At 67.0% G+C, this 15,228-nt stretch carries 13 protein-coding genes; 5 read left to right on the forward strand and 8 right to left on the reverse strand.

Translation table 11 applies throughout. The features are described 5' to 3' along the window. Positions 1-554: 554 nt before the first annotated feature. The 3 genes from ACPTTC_RS06235 to ACPTTC_RS06245 all read right to left on the reverse strand — a co-directional run bounded on the left by ACPTTC_RS06235 (position 555) and on the right by ACPTTC_RS06245 (position 4,482). On the reverse strand, positions 555-2,516 hold the full coding sequence (locus ACPTTC_RS06235) for a PhoX family protein (protein ID WP_423391869.1): 1,962 nt from the start codon (positions 2,514-2,516) through the stop codon (positions 555-557). Positions 2,517-2,675: 159 nt separating this feature from the next. Continuing rightward, positions 2,676-3,869: an ammonium transporter gene (locus ACPTTC_RS06240; RefSeq protein WP_423391870.1), complete on the reverse strand. Its 1,194-nt coding sequence runs from the start codon at positions 3,867-3,869 to the stop codon at positions 2,676-2,678. 277 nt (positions 3,870-4,146) lie between these two features. Then, positions 4,147-4,482 (reverse strand): hypothetical protein, encoded by a 336-nt coding sequence (locus tag ACPTTC_RS06245; RefSeq protein ID WP_423391871.1) that lies wholly within the window; start codon positions 4,480-4,482, stop codon positions 4,147-4,149. Between the two features lie 193 nt (positions 4,483-4,675). Here ACPTTC_RS06245 and ACPTTC_RS06250 point away from each other — a divergent pair, with 193 nt between their 5' ends. From ACPTTC_RS06250 to ACPTTC_RS06265, 4 genes are all read left to right on the forward strand, one after another. After that, positions 4,676-5,104, forward strand: a complete 429-nt coding sequence (locus ACPTTC_RS06250) for a hypothetical protein (protein ID WP_226197878.1) — start codon at positions 4,676-4,678, stop codon at positions 5,102-5,104. A gap of 90 nt (positions 5,105-5,194) precedes the next feature. Beyond that, the gene (locus ACPTTC_RS06255; RefSeq protein WP_175951788.1) at positions 5,195-5,626 is read left to right on the forward strand and encodes an Rrf2 family transcriptional regulator; all 432 of its coding nucleotides are present in this window, start codon (positions 5,195-5,197) and stop codon (positions 5,624-5,626) included. A gap of 159 nt (positions 5,627-5,785) precedes the next feature. Further along, a complete protein-coding gene (locus ACPTTC_RS06260) occupies positions 5,786-6,427 on the forward strand; it encodes an NAD(P)-dependent oxidoreductase (protein ID WP_423391872.1) in 642 nt (213 codons plus the stop codon). A gap of 247 nt (positions 6,428-6,674) precedes the next feature. Further along, positions 6,675-7,145 (forward strand): Lrp/AsnC family transcriptional regulator, encoded by a 471-nt coding sequence (locus ACPTTC_RS06265; protein WP_175967401.1) that lies wholly within the window; start codon positions 6,675-6,677, stop codon positions 7,143-7,145. A gap of 68 nt (positions 7,146-7,213) precedes the next feature. Here the strand turns inward: ACPTTC_RS06265 and ACPTTC_RS06270 are convergent, their stop codons facing one another. The 3 genes from ACPTTC_RS06270 to ACPTTC_RS06280 are packed head-to-tail and all read right to left on the reverse strand — an operon-like array spanning position 7,214 to position 10,713. Continuing rightward, positions 7,214-7,987, reverse strand: coding sequence for an ABC transporter ATP-binding protein (locus tag ACPTTC_RS06270; protein WP_226197880.1), 774 nt, complete (start codon positions 7,985-7,987; stop codon positions 7,214-7,216). Between the two features lie 4 nt (positions 7,988-7,991). Continuing rightward, positions 7,992-9,680 (reverse strand): ABC transporter permease, encoded by a 1,689-nt coding sequence (locus ACPTTC_RS06275; RefSeq protein WP_423391873.1) that lies wholly within the window; start codon positions 9,678-9,680, stop codon positions 7,992-7,994. After that, on the reverse strand, positions 9,670-10,713 hold the full coding sequence (locus ACPTTC_RS06280) for a Fe(3+) ABC transporter substrate-binding protein (RefSeq protein ID WP_423391874.1): 1,044 nt from the start codon (positions 10,711-10,713) through the stop codon (positions 9,670-9,672). Before ACPTTC_RS06280 ends, ACPTTC_RS06275 begins: the two co-directional genes overlap by 11 nt. A gap of 244 nt (positions 10,714-10,957) precedes the next feature. Between ACPTTC_RS06280 and ACPTTC_RS06285 the strand changes: the two genes are divergently transcribed. Next, positions 10,958-11,119, forward strand: a complete 162-nt coding sequence (locus ACPTTC_RS06285; protein WP_006476417.1) for a hypothetical protein — start codon at positions 10,958-10,960, stop codon at positions 11,117-11,119. Between the two features lie 147 nt (positions 11,120-11,266). Here the strand turns inward: ACPTTC_RS06285 and ACPTTC_RS06290 are convergent, their stop codons facing one another. Together ACPTTC_RS06290 and ACPTTC_RS06295 are read right to left on the reverse strand one after the other, a co-directional pair. Next, positions 11,267-12,634: an amino acid permease gene (locus ACPTTC_RS06290; RefSeq protein ID WP_423391875.1), complete on the reverse strand. Its 1,368-nt coding sequence runs from the start codon at positions 12,632-12,634 to the stop codon at positions 11,267-11,269. Positions 12,635-12,925: 291 nt separating this feature from the next. Next, a complete protein-coding gene (locus ACPTTC_RS06295) occupies positions 12,926-15,217 on the reverse strand; it encodes an FUSC family protein (RefSeq protein ID WP_423391876.1) in 2,292 nt (763 codons plus the stop codon). Positions 15,218-15,228: the final 11 nt, after the last annotated feature.

The following is a 15,228-nucleotide window of genomic DNA, read 5'->3' on the forward strand; positions in this document are numbered from 1 at the left end:
TTGGTATTGTAGGACTATTGTCAAAGGATGCATATTCCGAGGGTGAACCGTTCATTGGATGAAATTTTACGGGTTCACCCTTGGTTTATTAGGAAAACGCTCAAATGAGCGTTGCCAGAAAGTGCATGAACCGGTGCAAATACCGCTTGACTTGTCGGGCGGAAACGGAAAGAATGTCTCACGTTTTCGAAACATCGTTTCAAGAGTTTAACCGGCAACGATGTTTCGCGCAGTCTCTCAGGTTCTAGCACGGCCCTCGGAATGGCTAGAACTTTTTTAGCGCCACGGTCTCCGTGGCGCTTTTTTTTTGCCCGTCTTTCCGCGCGTCCGCCCGGACGCGTCAGGCCCGTATTATCCCCCGATCGTCGCAACCCCCTGTTTGAACGCAGGCGGAGCCTGTTTGCGTGCGCGCCTGGCGTGATTCGCATGCGCAAAAAAAAGCGCGATGCCCGCACTGGGCATCGCGCATCAAACGGCGTGGAGCGCCGACGAATGAACGGTGATGAAGAAAGGGCGGGCCCGGCCGGGAGGCAGGCCCGCCTCGCGTGGCCCGGTCAGGCCTTCGCGAGCTTGATGCCGGTCTGCTCGGCCGTCAGGTAGCCGACGCTGGCGCCGAAGCGGTCCTTGAAGTTCGCGCGCACGAGCGGATCGAGCGTCGGCTTGACCTTGTCGTGCAGCGGCGATTCCCAGTCGCCCGCGTGCTGGAAGTTACTCATGATGTAGGTCCAGCCGTTGATCTCGTCGACCGCGTGCAGGCCCGTCGATTCGGCGCCGGCCGGGCACGACAGCACGCGCACGAGCGACTTCGTGTCGACGTTGTAGGCCCACAGGAAGTTGTTCACGTGCATGCCCGAGTCTTCGCCGATGAAGAGCGTGCGCAGCTTTTCGGAGAACTTCAGGTTGTCCGGGTTCGCGATCTTGTCCGGGTTCGCGAGGTTGCCGAGCGCGTCGGCCGCGGCGAGATCCTCGCCGACGAGCGCGGCCGGCGCGCCCATGTCGACCGGTACCCATTCGCTGTCGATCGCGCTGCCCGTCGTGTCGCGCTGGCTGCCCTTCAGGTTCAGCGCGTAGACGGCGCCCGCGGCGATCTTCTTGTCGACCGCGACATCGCGCGACACCGCGTTGCCCTTGACCATCGACGTCTCGATCCGCGACATCGCCGTATAGACGATCTTGTCCTTCGCGTTCACGGTCGTGCCTTCGAGCTTCGTGAACGCCATGCTGCCGCCGAGCAGCGCCGCGTAGCGGTGCGTCTCGAGGAACGCGGCCGCCTTTTCCATCCCCGGCTTCACGCGCATCCAGTTGAACTTGCCGCCGAAGTGGATCTTCGTGTAGCTCGCATCGTTCGGGTCGGTGGTCGTCAGGTCCATGATGTCGGACGCCTTCAGCGTGTTCGCGAGCGCTTCGATCTCGCTGCTCGTCGCGTGGCCGATCCTGATCCACGTCAGCGTCGCGGTGCCCGCGCCGGCGGACGACGTCTGCGTCCACTTCGCGACGTACAGCGTGCCGGCCGACAGGTCGGCCGCCTTGTCGGCGACGAACATGAACAGGCCGCCGTTGGTTGCGTCGTCACCCATCATCACGGTGCGCTGGTCCGGCATCACCTGGATCAGCTCGTGCGAGATGCGGCCCAGGCAGTAGTGCTTCTTCACGGTGCCCGTGCCGTCCGGATTCACGGTGATCTCGGGCAGGTGGCCGTAGTGGTAGGGGTTCGCCTTCGTCTCGTCGCCGAACGTGTTCTTGCTGAACGCCTTGAACTGCGCGTCGGTCGCGGCCTTCGTCGCGTCCGGCTCGTACTCCTCGCTCGACAGGTGCGTGCCCCACGGCGACAGGCTCGCGCCGCACGTGATCCACAGGCCGTGTGCCTTCGACGTGTCGACGTTGTGGTACTTGACGACCTTCAGCGCGCCGGTGGCCGGATCCTGGTCGAGCGTGAGCACCGCGATCGGAGACGGCAGCTGGCCGTACTGCGATGCGCTCGCCTGGTCGCGCGTCGTGTATTCGAACTGCACGACGGCGAACACCGTGTTGCCCTTCACGCCGGGCACGTTCGCGTTCTTCAGCGTCAGCAGCGAGCTGCCGTCCGGGCAGTCGGAATAGAACTGGCGCTCCTTGCCGGCTACCGAGCGATCGATGATCGGCTGGTTGTTGATGTCGTAGTAGCCGCCCGCGAGCGTCGTGCCGCCCTTGCCGTCCGGCACCAGGTCGCCCGTCACGAAGAACGGCCGGTACGCGAGCTTGAAGTTGCGCGCCGAGCCGTCGGAGAACGACACCGACAGCGTCGAGCCGACCGTCGTCGTGGCCATCGCGGCCGCGTTGTCGAGCGTGGGGGCGGCCATCGCCGAGAACGTCGCCGACGTGTACGCGGCGGCGACCGGGGCCGGCGTCGACGCAGGATCGTCGCCGCCGCAACCCGTCAGCAGGGCCGGCAGCGCGAGGCCGGAAAGGGGAAGCATCGGCGCGCCGGCAAGGATCTTCAGGGCCTGGCGACGGGAAGCATTGGGCAACGCGGGCATGTGGAGTCCAGTTTCAGTTGTTGGAAGAATGGCCTTCGCGAAGCAGGCGGTCGGCAAGCTCGGCGAAGGCGAATTGAAAACTGGACGGAAGTGTACGGACGCTCGATGAAAGTTTTTTGAATTGAAATCGTAATGATGCGTCGGATATTCGTCAGGCGCTCAATCGCGCTCGGGCGTGGCCGAAATGCGGTGGATCGACAGGTCCGCGCCGTCGAACTCGGCTTCGCGGTCGAGGCGCAGCCCGACGGTCGCTTTCAGTGCGCCGTAGACGAGCGTGCCGCCCGCGGTGGCGATCACGATGCCGCCGAGCGTGCCGACGAGCTGCGACATGAACGACACGCCGCCGAGACCGCCGAGTGCGGGCAGGCCGAACACGCCGGCCGCGAGGCCGCCGAGCGCGCCGCACATCCCGTGCAGCGGCCACACGCCGAGCACGTCGTCGATGCGCCACTTGTTCTGCACGCAGGTGAACATCGCGACGAACAGCGCGCCGGCCGCCGCGCCCGTCACGAGCGCGCCGATCGGGTGCATCACGTCGGAGCCCGCGCACACCGCCACGAGGCCCGCGAGCGGCCCGTTGTACGTGAAGCCGGGGTCGTTGCGGCCGGCCATCCACGCGGCGAGCGTGCCGCCGACCATCGCCATCAGCGAGTTCACCGCGACGAGGCCGCTGATCTTGTCGAGCGTCTGTGCGCTCATCACGTTGAAGCCGAACCAGCCGACCGCGAGCACCCACGCGCCGAGCGCCAGGAACGGGATATTCGACGGCGGGTGCGCGGCGATCCGGCCGTCCTTCGCATAGCGGCCGTGGCGCGCGCCGAGCAGCAGCACGGCCGGCAGCGCGACCCAGCCGCCGAACGCGTGCACGACGACGGAGCCCGCGAAATCGTGGAACGGCGCACCGAACGCGTGCGTGAGCCAGGCCTGCACGCCGAAGCGTTCGTTCCATGCGATCCCTTCGAAGAACGGATAGATGAAGCCGACGATGATCAGCGTCGCGACGAGCTGCGGATTGAACTTCGCACGCTCGGCGATACCGCCGGACACGATTGCGGGGATCGCCGCCGCGAAGGTCAGCAGGAAGAAGAAGCGCACGAGCGCGTAGCCGCTGTGTTGCGACAGCGTGCCGATGTCGTCGAAGAACTCGACGCCGTACGCGATCGTGTAGCCGATGAAGAAATATGCGAGCGTCGACACCGAGAAGTCGACCAGGATCTTCACGAGCGCGTTGACCTGGTTCTTCTTGCGGACCGTGCCGAGTTCGAGAAATGCAAAACCCGCGTGCATCGCGAGCACCATGACGGCGCCGATCAACAGGAACAGTGTGTCGACGCCGGATTTCAGACCAACCATACCGTGGCTTCCTTGCGCAAAAAACGGGCAAGGAATGCAAGTATCGAGCCAACTTGGTGAACGTCCGCGTGGAGTTGGTGCCGAAACGCCGCGGGGTGCGGCATTCCGGTGAATCCGTGCACGGGAAGGGGGCGCGGCTGGCCCGAGCCCGGCGTGACGGCGAATGCACGCGTGTGGTGCGGCGCGTGCGGAACTGGTGCGCGTGATGTGGCGATTGGTGCGGCGATTGGTGCGGCGTGGTGCGCGACGGGGCGCCGCTGCGCACCGTTGCGGCGCGTCAGTGGCGCTGGAACAGCAGGGGCGGCCGGCGCAGCCGCAGCGCGCACGCCGACCAGTATGCGGCGACGGTTGTCAGCCCGAGCGCGGCAAACGCGAGCGCCGCGAAGCCCGCAAGCGACTGGCCGTCGGCGGTGGGGCCGAGGATACCTTCCGCGACGATCAGCGCGGCCGTCCAGAAACCGATCACGGCCTGCGTGAGCAGGCGCGCGGACGCGACGCGGCGCGGGCGCCCGGATTCGGCCAGGCGGCGCGCCGACGGCGGGCGCAGGCACAGGAACAGGGTGGCGGCGAGCACGGCGGCCAGGGCGATGAACCAGTCGACGAGGAAATCCATGAGAAAAAGGGGGCACGTCCAAAGCGGATTGAAGCGTGTCCACTTTAGTGTCCTCGCGCGTGCGATTGAATCAGACAAGTCCGAAATTGAAAGCCATTTTAAATAACGGAGCGCGATTGGCCCTGTTCCACAGGCGGTATCATCGACGTCGGTCCAACCACGAGGCCGCGCGACGCGCGGCCGGAGATTGCTGATGAACATGAAGACATCGCGCGCGCGTCGCGTGCCCGGATCCGTACTGACGGCCGTGGCTGCCGGTGCGCTGCTGTTGCTCGCGGGCTGCGAGAAGTCCGGTGCGCCGGTCACGCAACCCGATACGGCCGCGAGCGCGGCCGCCGATGCCGCGAACAATGCGGCCAAGGCGCTCGACCAGGTGGCGAGCACCGTCAACCAGCAGATCAACGCCGCGAAGGCCGGCATCGCGTCCGCGGCGTCGGCCGTGCCGCCGCTGTCCGCAAGCGGCCTCGCATCCGCCGCGCAGGCGCAGATCGACGCGGCCGCGTCCGCGGTCGTCGCGCATGCGGCTTCCGAGGCCGGCGCGAAGATCGCGGAAGCCGGCAAAAAGCTCCAGCAGTGGAGCCAGCAGAATGCGTCGGGCGCCAAGCCCGCGAGCGGCGAGTGACGCGGGCTTGCATGATCCGCGAAATGTAATTATAGTAGTTACACATGTCGCCGGCCGCGGGATGGGCCGGCGTCGTCAGGTGAGTCAGGAATGAATACCAGCAGCCGGTTTGCATTTGCCGTCCACGTGCTTGCTTTGCTGTCGATGCAGGAAGGTGTGCCGCTGTCGTCCGATATCATCGCGGGCAGCGTGAACACGAATCCGGCGCTGATCCGCCGGTTGCTGTCGATGCTGGCAGCCGCGGGGCTGACCACGTCGCAGCTCGGCGCGGGCGGCGGTGCGCTGCTGGCGCGCGAGCCCGGCGCGATCACGCTGCTCGACGTGTATCGCGCGGTCGACGAAGCGCAACTGTTCGCGCTGCACCGCGAGGCGCCGAACCCCGCGTGTCTCGTCGGACGGCATATCCAGGGCGCGCTGATCGGCTATATCGGCGACGCGCAGCGTGCGATGGAAGCCTCGCTCGCCACGCGTACGCTGGCGGACGTCACGGCCGACGTGCTGGATCTGGAGCAGCGCACGTAACATGCGGCGGGCGCCGGCGCGTAACCGGCGGCAGGCAGGGCAGGAAGCCGGACGGCGCGAGAGGCGCGACGACCGGCGCAACGGGGGGATTTGCCCCATTTTTTTTCGATCCTATATGTAATTAACGCAATTACATATTTTTCTTACTGGAGAATCGATATGACGCAACGTACCTTGAATATCGCACTGTTCGGCGCCACCGGCACGATTGGCTCGCGCATCGCCGCGGAAGCCGCACGACGGGGCCATCGCGTGACCGCGCTGTCGCGCAATCCCGGCGCGGCCGGCGACGGCATCACCGCGAAGGCGGCCGACCTGTTCGACGCGGCCAGCATCGCGGCGGCACTGCCGGGCCATGACGTCGTCGCGAGCGCGTATGGTCCGAAGCAGGACGATGCGGCGAAGGTTGTCGCGGCCGCGAAGGCGCTGGTCGCCGGTACGCGCCAGGCGGGGCTGAAGCGGCTCGTCTTGGTGGGCGGTGCCGGTTCGCTCGAAGTCGCACCCGGCAAGCAGCTCGTCGACAGCGAAGGTTTCCCTGAAGCGTACAAGGCGGTCGCACTCGCGCACCGCGACGCACTCGATTACCTGAAGACGGTCGGCGATCTCGACTGGACGTTCTTTGCGCCGGCCGCGCTGATCGCCCCGGGTGAACGCACGGGTGCGTTCCGCACGGGCGTCGGCAAGCTGATCGCGGACGCGCAAGGCAACAGCAAGATCTCGGCGGAAGACTACGCGATCGCGTTCGTCGACGCGCTCGAGCAAGACAGCTTCGTGCGCGAGATCGCGACGGTCGCGTATTGAGCGGCGCGCTGGCCAGTGGCGCGTGGGCGCCGGGCTGGCCGCGACGTGCAGGAACGCCAGGCGATTCCACCTTGACGGGCGGGATCGCCTGTTTCATTTGGCGCGTGCCGTGTGCCGGCGGATTCGCTCGCGGCGCGCGCGTACCGGATCGGTATTTATACCGGTCGACGCGGTGAGGTGGTTTTCATATTGTTCCCCGTTGTGCAAGATGAATAGAATAAATTTCTATCTACGAGGGACTGGAGAAATGGACGCCATCGATCGCAAGCTGCTCGAGCTGTTGCAGTCGGATGCCACGCTGCCGATCGCGGAACTGGCACAGCGCGTGAACCTGTCGCAGACGCCGTGCTGGAAGCGCGTGCAGCGGCTCAAGGAAACCGGCGCGATTCGCGCGCAGGTTGCACTGTGCGATCCGCGCAAGCTCGGGGTCGGCACGACCGTGTTCGTCGCGATCCGCACGAACCAGCACACCGAGGAATGGGCGCAGCGTTTCACGCAGGCCGTGCGCGACATGCCGGAAGTGGTCGAGGTATACCGGATGAGCGGCGAAACCGATTACCTGCTGCGCGTCGTGGTGGCCGGCATCGACGATTACGATCGCCTCTACAAGCAGCTGATTCGCGCGGTGCCGCTGTTTGACGTCAGCTCGTCGTTCGCGATGGAGCAGATCAAGTATTCGACCGCGCTGCCCGTGCGCGATCTTGCCGAGCCTGCGTGACGCGGCAATGAAACGCGGCAGTAAAACGCGGCAGTGAAACGACGCGGGCGCGCATCGTGCCCGCGGTTTCAGCGGCCGCGCGCCAGTGCGCGTGCGCGTTCGTCGGCCAGCGCGTCGCGGCGCACGAAATCCGCGACGAACGGGCTGGCCGGATGGTGATGCAGTGCGTACGGCGTATCCCATTGCGCGAGCCGGCCGTCGTTCATCACGCCGATCCGGTCGGCAATGGCAAATGCTTCGGCCTGGTTGTGCGTGACGAGGATCGCGGTGTGGCCCGTGCGTTTCAGGATGTCGCGCAGCTCGAACGCGAGCCGCTCGCGCGTATCGACGTCGAGATTCGAGAACGGCTCGTCGAGCAGCAGCAGCTCCGGCGACGGCGCGAGCGCACGTGCGAGTGCAACACGCTGTTGCTGGCCGCCCGACAGTTCGTGCGGATAGGCGTTGCCGGAATCGGCGAGGCCGACGAGTTCGAGCATCTCCGCGACACGCATGCGCCGTTCGGTCTTCGGCATTCGCCGCAGGCCGAATGCGACGTTGTCCGCCGCGCTCAGGTGCGGAAACAGCGCGTAATCCTGGAACATCATGCCGATGCGGCGCCGTTCGGGCGGCACGTCGAGCGACGGCGCCGCGACGGGTGCGCCGTCCAGCACGATGCGCCCCATGCGCACCGGTTCGAAGCCGGCGATCGCGCGCAGCACGGTGGTCTTGCCGCAGCCCGACGCGCCGAGCAGGCAGCCGATGTCGCCGCGCGGCAGCGCGAGGCTCAGCCCGTCGACCACGGTGCGGCGGCCGTGCGGCGTATCGTAGGCGAGGCAGAGGTCATCGAGTTCGAGCAGGTTCACGGTGTCAGGCTCCGATCTTGTGGCGGGTGCGAGCGAGCAGGATCACGGGCATGAGCCCGGCCAGCACGATCGCGAGCGCGGCGACCGCGCCTTCCTCGTAGGTGCCGCGTGCGGCTTCCGCATACAGCCAGGTCGCGAGCGTGTCGAAGTTCAGTGGGCGCAGCAGCAATGTCGCCGGCAATTCCTTCATCGCGTCGACGAACACCAGCAGCGCGCTCGTCGTGAGCGCGGGCCGCAGCAGCGGCAGGTGCACGCGGCGCAGCGTGCCGCCGGCCGTCTCGCCGAGCGAGCGCGCCGCGTGTTCGAGCGACGGCGGGATGCGCGCGAGGCCGGCTTCGATGCTGCCGGCCGGGATCGCGAGAAAGCGCACGGTATAGGCGATCACGAGCGCGGCCGCCGAACCCATCAGCAGCAGCCCGTCGCGGCCGAGTACCGCGCCGAACAGCCGGTCGGCCGCGGCGAACGGGATCAGCAGGCCGATCGCGAGCACGGTGCCCGGCACCGCATAGCCGAGGCTCGCGATTCTCGCGCACACGCGGGCCGGGCCTGCACGGGCGCTGTCACGTTGCGCGCGCGCGGCCCAGGCGACGACGAGCCCGCATGCGAGCGTCGCGGCGGTGGCGGCGGTGGCGATCGTCAACGTGTTCGCGAGCCCGGTCATCAGTTGTCCGGATACACCGCCGACCAGATGCAACCGCTTGCCCGTCTCGACCGCGAGGTACGCGGCGGGCGCGCCGAAGCCGAGCAGCACGGGCAGCCAGCCGAGCGCGGCGGCGCTGAATGCGGCCGTGCCCGTCAGGCGGCGCGGGGCGATCGGCCGCATGCGTCGGCCATGCGCATAGCGCTGGCGGCGGCGTCCGTAGCGTTCGAGCACGATCATGCCGACGACGATCGCGAGCATCGCGAGCGCGATCTGCGCGGCGCCGGCGAGGTCGGAGCGCGTGATCCATGTCGTGTAGACGGACACGGTCAGCGTCTGAACGCCGAGAAATTCCGACGCGCCGATATCGTTCAGCGTTTCGAGCAGCGCGAGGCTCACGCCGACCGCGATCGCGGGCCGCGCGAGCGGCACGACGACGCGCCAGAAGGTGGCGATGCGTCCCGCGCCGAGCGTGCGCGCGGCTTCGAGCAGGCTCGCGGACTGCGTGACGAACATCGCGCGCGTGCTCAGGTACACATAGGGATACAGCACGAAGCCGAGCACGAAGATCGCGCCCGGCAGCGAGCGCAGGTCGGGCAGGCGGAACTGGCGTGGGCTGTCGAAGCCGAGCAGCCAGCGGACCGCGCCCTGCACGGGGCCGATCGGGTGCAGCAGGTCGAGATACGCGAACGCGACGATGTAGGTGGGAACCGCGAGCGGCAGCAGCAGCGCCCACGTCAGTATCCGGCGGCCGGGAAAGTCGTACGCGGTGACGAGCCACGCGCAGCCCGTGCCGACGATCGACACGATCGCGCCGACGCCCGCGAGCAGCAGCAACGTATTGACGAGCGCCTGCGGCAGCACGAATTCGGCGAGATGCCGCCAGTGCGCGAGATCGGCGTCGAACGCGGCGGCCACGAGCACCGCGAGCGGCGCCGCCACTGCCGCCGCGATCGCCAGCGCCGCGATCAGCCACAGGCTGCCCGCGCGCGGCCTTGGGCGCGGCCGGCATGACTGGCCGCGCGCGCCGGCGGACGATGGGTCAGTTGTCAAAGCCGACCTTGTCGACGAGCTGGCTCGCCTGCTTGCGATGCTTCGCGATGTCCGTCAGCGGCAACGGATCGACCTTCAGCGTGCCGAAGCTCGCGATCACCGGGTCGAGCTTCACGTTCGCGCGCACCGGGTATTCGTAGTTCGCCTGCGCATACAGCGCCTGCGCTTCCGGCGACACGAGGTATTCGAGTAGCTTCACTGCGTTGGCCTTGTGCGGCGCGTGTTTCGCGACCGTCGCGCCGCTGATGTTCACGTGCGTGCCGCCGCTCTTCGCGTTCGCGAACGTCGGCCGCACGACCTTGATCGCGTCGCCCCATTTCCGCGCATCGCTACCGGGCTCGGCATTTTTCATGTGACCGACGTAGTACGCGTTCGCGAGGCCGACGTCGCAGATGCCGCCGAGGATGTCGCGTGCGACGTCGCGGTCGCCGCCCGTCGCCTTGCGCGCGAGGTTCGCCTTCACGCCGCGCAGCCACTTCTCGGTCGCCGCTTCGCCATCGTGCGCGATCATCGCGGCGACGAGCGCCGTGTTGTACGGATGCTGGCCCGAGCGGATGCAGACCTTGCCCCTCCATTTCGGATCGGCGAGATCCTCGTAGCGGAACGCGTCGACCTTCAGGTCCTTCTCGACGTACAGCACGCGGTCGCGCAGCGACAGCGCATACCAGTCGCCGTTCGCGCCGCGCAGGTTCGCGGGAATCGCGTCGTCGAGCGCCTTGGAGCGCACCGGCTGCGTGAGCCCGCCGTCGACGAGATCGAGCAGGTTGCCGACGTCGACCGTCATCAGCACGTCGGCCGGCGACTGCGCGCCTTCCGCCTTCACGCGCTCGATCAGGCCGTCCTTCACGAACACCGTGTTGACCTTGACGCCGCTCTGTTTCGTGAACGCGTCGATGAGCGGCTGGATCAGCTTCGGCTCGCGGGTGGTGTACAGGCTCACTTCCTCGGCCGCTTGGGCCAGCGGCGCGAATGCGGCCGCGGCAAGGGCGAGGGCGCCGGCGAGCGGCAGCAGGCGGGTGCGCGGATTCGACATGAAGACTCCGGTGGGGCAGGTGGACGAAGGGAGCGTTCCGGGGCGCGCCTGCCGCCCGAGCGATCCGGAACATTACAAAATGAAAGACTCCGGATTCTAGATCGAAATGGGAATGATTATCAAATGAAAGCTTGTGGCGGGCGACGGGAAAGGGCGGCGCGGGGATCGGAAACGGGACGTCGCGGCGGTGGCGCAAGCGCGTAGAATGCCCGCTTCGATGAATTTGACCGGAGTCGCCCCGACCATGAACGATCAGCGCAAGAAGAACCCTGTCCGCAACGTGAGCATCCTGATCGTCGTGGCCGTGCTGCTCGTGATCGGGACGATCCTGTACAACGCGATTTCGCAGAAGCACGCGTACGACGAGGCCCATCCGGCCGAGGCCGCGAGCGCGGCTTCGCACTGACGTGCCGATGCGCGGCCGGCGGGCCGCGCACGCAGGGGGCATGTGAAGGGGACGAGTGCCCGGCTGTGGGCGCGGTAGATCTCGCGCGGAGCCGGGAGAGAAGCGGGCGCCGGAACCGGCGCGCCGCGTGTGCAGGTCAGTCGTGCGTCAACGTGACGCAGGTGCGAACTTCGGGCGGATCCGTGCGTAGAACACGACCGCGAGCAGCGCGAGCCAGGCCGCGCCGACATACAGCGCGACGCGCGTGTCCTCGAACCAGCCGAGCATCACGATCACGAAGCCCATGAACGCGATCGTCAGTGCCGGTGCGACCGGCCACAGCGGCACCTTGAACTTCAGCGCCGCGACGTCGGCGCTCGACAGCCGGCGGCGCATCGCGACCTGCGACAGCAGGATCATCAGCCACACCCACACGGTGGCGAACGTCGCGATCGCCGCGACCATCAGGAATACGTCCTTCGGCATCAGGTAGTTGAGCAGCACGCCGACGAGCAGCGCGACCGCCATCACGAGTACCGTGACCCACGGCACGCCGTGCCGCGACGTCGTCATCAGCACGCGCGGCGCCTGGCCCTGGCGCGCCATCCCGAACATCATCCGGCCCGCGCCGAAGATGTCGCTGTTGATCGCGGAGATCGCCGCGCTGATCACCACCAGGTTGAGGATCGTCGCGGCCGACTTCACGCCGAGCGCCGAGAAGATCTGCACGAACGGGCTGCCGTCGCCGCCGACACCCGTCCACGGGCTGATCGACATCAGGACGACCATCGTCAGCACGTAGAACAGCAGGATGCGCGCCGGCACCGCGTTGATCGCGCGCGGAATCACGCGCTCCGGATCCTTTGCCTCGCCGGCGCTCATGCCGATCACCTCGATCCCGCCGTACGCGAAGATCACGACCGACAGCGACGCGATCAGCCCGCCGACGCCGTTCGGCAGGAAGCCGCCATGGTTCCACAGGTTCGCGAACGTCGGCACGTCGGCCGAGTGGCCGAAGTGCATGCCGGTCAACAGGATCGCGACGCTGCCGCCGATCATCGCGACGATCGCGCCGACCTTGATGATCGACAGCCAGAACTCGAGTTCGCCGAACACCTTCACGTGGCACAGGTTCAGCCCGCAGATGATAGCGACAACGCCCAGCACCCAGATCCATTGGGGGACATCCGGAAACCAGAAACCCATGTAGATGCCGAACGCGGTGATGTCGGCGATCGCGACGATCACCATTTCGAGCGTGTAGGTCCAGCCGGTGACGAATCCGGCGAACGGGCCGAGGTTCTCGGTCGCGTAGTGGCCGAAGGAGCCGGCGACGGGTTCGCGCACGGCCATCTCGCCGAGCGCGCGCATCACCATGTAGACGGCCGCGCCGCCCAGGATGTACGCCAGGATCACGGCCGGGCCCGCGAGCTGGATCGCGGACGCCGATCCGTAGAACAGGCCCGTGCCGATCGCCGAACCCAGCGCGAGAAAGCGGATGTGCCGCGCGCTCAGGTGGCGCTGCAAGTTTTTCATCGTGTCTCCGATATCGTTATGCGACGGACCGGGCGAGCGGGGCCGGTCCGATTGGCTCAAGTTGTCTATACAACTTGAATGTGAACGAATGATAACAAGCCGGGCCCGGTGACCGGAATCGGGTATTCCCTGACTGGCGCGGCGGACACAATAGGGGGCGCGGCGGTCTCGCTTCGAGGGCGCGGGCCGCGTGGAACGGGCGGGTCATGCTTCGGGGGTCGCTGAATCGGGGAGCGCCGGGAGCCGATCCGCGGCATGCGCGGGCCGGCCACCGGCGGGGTAAAGGCGCGCTCAGGCGGGCAGGCGGATCACGCTCGCATCCTTGCGGATCAGCAGCGACGACGCGAGCATCTGCTTGCACTGGTGCGCGAGCACCTTCAGGTCGTGCGTGAGCTCGGCGCCCACCGCGTCGGATTTCTCCGCGGACACGACCATCGCATCGAGGTCGCGCGTGATCTGCTTCGACGCGTCGAGCTGATCGGCGGGCGGCGGCTCGCCGGCCTCGGCTTTCTCGAGATTGTCGAGCACCGCGGCCAGGCCGCGATGCAGCGCGTCGTCGTGGAGGATGCTGCCGTCGGCCGCGCAGGCCGTACGGATCAGCGGCGCGGCGGCCGTGATCTGCGCGCCGAGCACGTGCGTCTGCACGAGCAGGTCGTTCAGTTCGGGCACGAAGCGCTGGTGCGCCTTCGGCTCGATCATCATCCGCTGGAACGCCTGCCCGAGATTCGCGAACGCGATGTGCACGTCCTTGCGCGCGAGGCGGTAGCGGTAGTCGTCGTCGAGCGTCGTGGCCGGCGTCTCGATGGCGGCGGCGACGACCGGCACAACGGCCGCGCCGTCGGCGGCCGGCACCGGCGGCGGCGACATGCCGCGCCCGGCGCGCCACACAGCCTCGAAATACTTGCGGGTGGCGGTGAGCATGTCGGCGACCTGCTTGCCCATCAACCGGTATTCCCAGTACGGGAACAGCCGGCTCGCGGCGATCGCGATCATGCAGCCGACCACCGTGTCGATCGCGCGCTCGCCGATGATCCGCATGCTGCCCGGCGCGAGCAGGTGGAACATCAGCAGCACGTACGATGACGTGAACACGACGCTCGCCGCGTAGTTGAACAGCAGCAGGCTGTAGCTCATCACCATCGACCCGAACATGATCGCGATCAGCAGGTGCGGCTCCTTCACCGTGTAGATCAGCGCGATGCTCGCCGCGCAGCCGATCAGCGTGCCGATGATCCGCTGCGCGTTGCGCTGCTTGGTGAGCGAGTAGCCGGGCTTCAGGATGATGATGGTCGTCATCACGATCCAGTACGCATTCGTGAGCGGCAGCAGCCGGCCGAGCCAGAACCCGACCGCCACCGCGATCGTCACGCGCAGCGCGTGGCGGAAGCTCGGCGAGCGCATGTTCAGGTTCGAGAAGATCAGCAGCGGCGACATCCGGCGGCGCTGCAGGAAGCGCGTGAGCGCCTTGTCGATCTTCAATTCGGTTTGCTGCGGATCGGCGTGGCCCGACAGGTTGCGGCGCATCCGGTCGATCAGGCGCGTCGCGCTCCAGATCCGCCGGAACGTGGCGAGCACGGCCGCATACGCTTCCGCGTTGGTGGCCGGGAAGTTCTTCTTGCGCATCAGCTCGATCTCGTACTCGATCGCGCGCAGCTCGGCCTTCACGCTGATCCGCGAATGCGGCGCGCGGTTCTCGAGCACCGCGAGGCCGATCTCCTCGAGATCGGCGGCCGCCTTGCGGATCAGGTCGCGGTAGAAAATGATCAGATCGGACCCGCCGAACGTATTGCGCACCAGCGGGTAGTCGGTGTGCGCGCCGACGAACAGCTCGTGCAGGTCGACGCTGTTGATGAACAGGTTGTACATCGTCGTGCGGCCGGGATCGAGCTTGCCGCGACGCAGCTTCGGCAGGTTGCGCAGCACGATGTCGCGCGCGGTTTCCTGCGTCTCGACCGCGGTGATCTGCTTCGCGACGAGATTGCGGTAGCACTCGTCGAGATCGGCATCGAGATCGTAGAACTGGGCGCGCGCGAGCAGGTAGTCGGCGCACGCGAACAGGCTCTCGGCGAGCGCCTGCTGCTCGATCCGGCGCGCCTGCCATTGCGACACGAGCGTGGCCCAGTACGTGTACCAGAGGCCGCCCGCGAGAATCCAGCCGGCGTTGATGAACGCCTGCAGCGGCGTGAACTTCTCTTCGAGCGTCATCACCATCATGAACAGCGTCGCGAAGCTGATCTGCGGCCAGCGGTTGCCGTAGACGACGATCAGCGACAGCACGAAGGTGAGCGGCACGATGGTGAGCCACAGCACGAAGATGTTCGGTGTCGCGAGGCCGGTTGCGAGCGCGGCCAGAAAACCGATCACGCTGCAGGCGAGCATTTCGTTGTGCTTGTACTTGAGCGGGCCCGGCATGTCGACGACGCATGCGCCGAGCGCACCCGTCGAGATCGTGAAGCCGAGTTCCCGGTTGTGAAACACGATCAGGCACAGCACGGCCGGCAGCGAGACGCCGACCGCGATCCGCAGGCCGCCGAAGAAGTACTGGCTGTAAAAAAACTTTCTGATTTCGACCGAATAGCGCATCGATGGGCTGA

The organism is Burkholderia mycopellens, from assembly GCF_964265025.1.
GTDB lineage: Bacteria > Pseudomonadota > Gammaproteobacteria > Burkholderiales > Burkholderiaceae > Burkholderia.

Coding starts and splice junctions, on each gene's coding strand:
- ACPTTC_RS06250 (WP_226197878.1), top strand. CDS start 4,676: ATGAACATGAAGACATCGCGCGCGCGTCGCGTGCCCGGATCCGTACTG.
- ACPTTC_RS06285 (WP_006476417.1), top strand. CDS start 10,958: ATGAACGATCAGCGCAAGAAGAACCCTGTCCGCAACGTGAGCATCCTG.
- ACPTTC_RS06235 (WP_423391869.1), bottom strand. CDS start 2,516: ATGCCCGCGTTGCCCAATGCTTCCCGTCGCCAGGCCCTGAAGATCCTT.
- ACPTTC_RS06295 (WP_423391876.1), bottom strand. CDS start 15,217: ATGCGCTATTCGGTCGAAATCAGAAAGTTTTTTTACAGCCAGTACTTC.
- ACPTTC_RS06245 (WP_423391871.1), bottom strand. CDS start 4,482: ATGGATTTCCTCGTCGACTGGTTCATCGCCCTGGCCGCCGTGCTCGCC.
- ACPTTC_RS06240 (WP_423391870.1), bottom strand. CDS start 3,869: ATGGTTGGTCTGAAATCCGGCGTCGACACACTGTTCCTGTTGATCGGC.
- ACPTTC_RS06255 (WP_175951788.1), top strand. CDS start 5,195: ATGAATACCAGCAGCCGGTTTGCATTTGCCGTCCACGTGCTTGCTTTG.
- ACPTTC_RS06265 (WP_175967401.1), top strand. CDS start 6,675: ATGGACGCCATCGATCGCAAGCTGCTCGAGCTGTTGCAGTCGGATGCC.
- ACPTTC_RS06260 (WP_423391872.1), top strand. CDS start 5,786: ATGACGCAACGTACCTTGAATATCGCACTGTTCGGCGCCACCGGCACG.
- ACPTTC_RS06290 (WP_423391875.1), bottom strand. CDS start 12,634: ATGAAAAACTTGCAGCGCCACCTGAGCGCGCGGCACATCCGCTTTCTC.
- ACPTTC_RS06280 (WP_423391874.1), bottom strand. CDS start 10,713: ATGTCGAATCCGCGCACCCGCCTGCTGCCGCTCGCCGGCGCCCTCGCC.